Here is a 3,223-nt window from a genome sequence, read left to right as displayed (position 1 = left end):
TGTACTCGCCTGTCAGGGCGGGGTGATGGGTGGCTGGTCGTTGTTTGAGAACTGCACAGTGGACGCGAGCATCTGTGGCCAAGTTTTTAAGGGCGCACGGTGGATGCCTTGGCACCAGGAACCGATGAAGGACGTGGGAGGCCACGATAGTCCCCGGGGAGCTGTCAACCAAGCTTTGATCCGGGGGTTTCCGAATGGGGAAACCCGGCAGTCGTCATGGGCTGTCACCCGCTGCTGAACACATAGGCAGTGTGGAGGGAACGAGGGGAAGTGAAACATCTCAGTACCCTCAGGAAGAGAAAACAACCGTGATTCCGGGAGTAGTGGCGAGCGAAACCGGATGAGGCCAAACCGTATGCGTGTGATACCCGGCAGGGGTTGCGCATGCGGGGTTGTGGGATCTCTTGTTCACGGTCTGCCGGCTGTGAGGCGAGTCAGAAACCGTTGGTGTAGGCGAAGGACATGCGAAAGGTCCGGCGTAGAGGGTAAGACCCCCGTAGCTGAAACATCAACGGCTCGTTTGAGAGACACCCAAGTAGCACGGGGCCCGAGAAATCCCGTGTGAATCTGGCGGGACCACCCGCTAAGCCTAAATATTCCCTGGTGACCGATAGCGGATAGTACCGTGAGGGAATGGTGAAAAGTACCGCGGGAGCGGAGTGAAATAGTACCTGAAACCGTGTGCCTACAAGCCGTGGGAGCGTCGCTGTATGTGCTTGCACATGCAGTCGTGACTGCGTGCCTTTTGAAGAATGAGCCTGCGAGTTAGCGGTGTGTAGCGAGGTTAACCCGTGTGGGGAAGCCGTAGCGAAAGCGAGTCCGAACAGGGCGGTTGAGTTGCACGCTCTAGACCCGAAGCGGAGTGATCTAGCCATGGGCAGGTTGAAGCGGAGGTAAGACTTCGTGGAGGACCGAACCCACCAGGGTTGAAAACCTGGGGGATGACCTGTGGTTAGGGGTGAAAGGCCAATCAAACTCCGTGATAGCTGGTTCTCCCCGAAATGCATTTAGGTGCAGCGTCGTGTGTTTCTTGCCGGAGGTAGAGCACTGGATAGGCGATGGGCCCTACCGGGTTACTGACCTTAGCCAAACTCCGAATGCCGGTAAGTGAGAGCACGGCAGTGAGACTGTGGGGGATAAGCTCCATGGTCGAGAGGGAAACAGCCCAGAGCATCGACTAAGGCCCCTAAGCGTACGCTAAGTGGGAAAGGATGTGGAGTCGCAGAGACAACCAGGAGGTTGGCTTAGAAGCAGCCACCCTTGAAAGAGTGCGTAATAGCTCACTGGTCAAGTGATTCCGCGCCGACAATGTAGCGGGGCTCAAGCGTACCGCCGAAGTCGTGTCATTCACACATGTATCCCCAACGGGAGTGTGGATGGGTAGGGGAGCGTCGTGTGCCGGGTGAAGCAGCCGCGGAAGCGAGTTGTGGACGGTTCACGAGTGAGAATGCAGGCATGAGTAGCGATACACACGTGAGAAACGTGTGCGCCGATTGACTAAGGGTTCCTGGGTCAAGCTGATCTGCCCAGGGTAAGTCGGGACCTAAGGCGAGGCCGACAGGCGTAGTCGATGGACAACCGGTTGATATTCCGGTACCCGCTTTGAAACGCCCAATACTGAATCAGGCGATGCTAAGTCCGTGAAGCCGGCCCGATCTCTTCGGAGTTGAGGGTAGTGGTGGAGCCGACGAACCAGACTTGTACTAGGTAAGCGATGGGGTGACGCAGGAAGGTAGTCCAGCCCGGGCGGTGGTTGTCCCGGGGTAAGGGTGTAGGCCGTGTGGTAGGCAAATCCGTCACACGTTAAGGCTGAGACCTGATGCCGAGCCGATTGTGGTGAAGTGGATGATCCTATGCTGTCGAGAAAAGCCTCTAGCGAGTTTCATGGCGGCCCGTACCCTAAACCGACTCAGGTAGTCAGGTAGAGAATACCGAGGCGTTCGGGTGAACTATGGTTAAGGAACTCGGCAAAATGCCCCCGTAACTTCGGGAGAAGGGGGGCCATCACCGGTGATTGGATTTACTCCATGAGCTGGGGGTGGCCGCAGAGACCAGCGAGAAGCGACTGTTTACTAAAAACACAGGTCCGTGCGAAGCCGTAAGGCGATGTATACGGACTGACGCCTGCCCGGTGCTGGAACGTTAAGGGGACCGGTTAGTGCACTTTCGGGTGTGCGAAGCTGAGAACTTAAGCGCCAGTAAACGGCGGTGGTAACTATAACCATCCTAAGGTAGCGAAATTCCTTGTCGGGTAAGTTCCGACCTGCACGAATGGCGTAACGACTTCTCGACTGTCTCAACCATAGGCCCGGTGAAATTGCACTACGAGTAAAGATGCTCGTTTCGCGCAGCAGGACGGAAAGACCCCGGGACCTTTACTATAGTTTGATATTGGTGTTCGGTTCGGCTTGTGTAGGATAGGTGGGAGACTGTGAAGCGGCCACGCCAGTGGTTGTGGAGTCGTCGTTGAAATACCACTCTGGTCGTGCTGGATGTCTAACCTGGGTCCGTGATCCGGATCAGGGACAGTGTCTGATGGGTAGTTTAACTGGGGCGGTTGCCTCCTAAAGAGTAACGGAGGCGCCCAAAGGTTCCCTCAGCCTGGTTGGCAATCAGGTGTTGAGTGTAAGTGCACAAGGGAGCTTGACTGTGAGACCGACGGGTCGAGCAGGGACGAAAGTCGGGACTAGTGATCCGGCAGTGGCTTGTGGAAGCGCTGTCGCTCAACGGATAAAAGGTACCCCGGGGATAACAGGCTGATCTTCCCCAAGAGTCCATATCGACGGGATGGTTTGGCACCTCGATGTCGGCTCGTCGCATCCTGGGGCTGGAGTCGGTCCCAAGGGTTGGGCTGTTCGCCCATTAAAGCGGTACGCGAGCTGGGTTTAGAACGTCGTGAGACAGTTCGGTCCCTATCCGCTGTGCGCGTAGGAATATTGAGAAGGGCTGTCCCTAGTACGAGAGGACCGGGACGGACGAACCTCTGGTGTGCCAGTTGTCCTGCCAAGGGCATGGCTGGTTGGCTACGTTCGGAAAGGATAACCGCTGAAAGCATCTAAGCGGGAAGCCTGCTTCGAGATGAGTGTTCCCACCACCTTGAGTGGTTAAGGCTCCCAGTAGACGACTGGGTTGATAGGCCAGATGTGGAAGCCCGGTAACGGGTGGAGCTGACTGGTACTAATAGGCCGAGGGCTTGTCCTCAGTTGCTCGCGTCCACTGTGTT

At 56.6% G+C, this 3,223-nt stretch carries 1 rRNA gene; it reads left to right on the top strand.

The window, feature by feature from the left end:
- The first annotated feature begins 76 nt into the window (after nt 1–76).
- Nucleotides 77–3,201, top strand: a 23S ribosomal RNA gene (locus ACF1FZ_RS34930).
- The last annotated feature ends 22 nt before the right edge of the window (nt 3,202–3,223 follow it).

This window comes from Streptomyces sp. NPDC014623, from assembly GCF_043088245.1.
Classification (GTDB): Bacteria; Actinomycetota; Actinomycetes; order Streptomycetales; family Streptomycetaceae; genus Streptomyces.
Note: the sequence above shows the minus strand (reverse complement) of the source record. Positions and strands in the feature narration are given on the sequence as shown.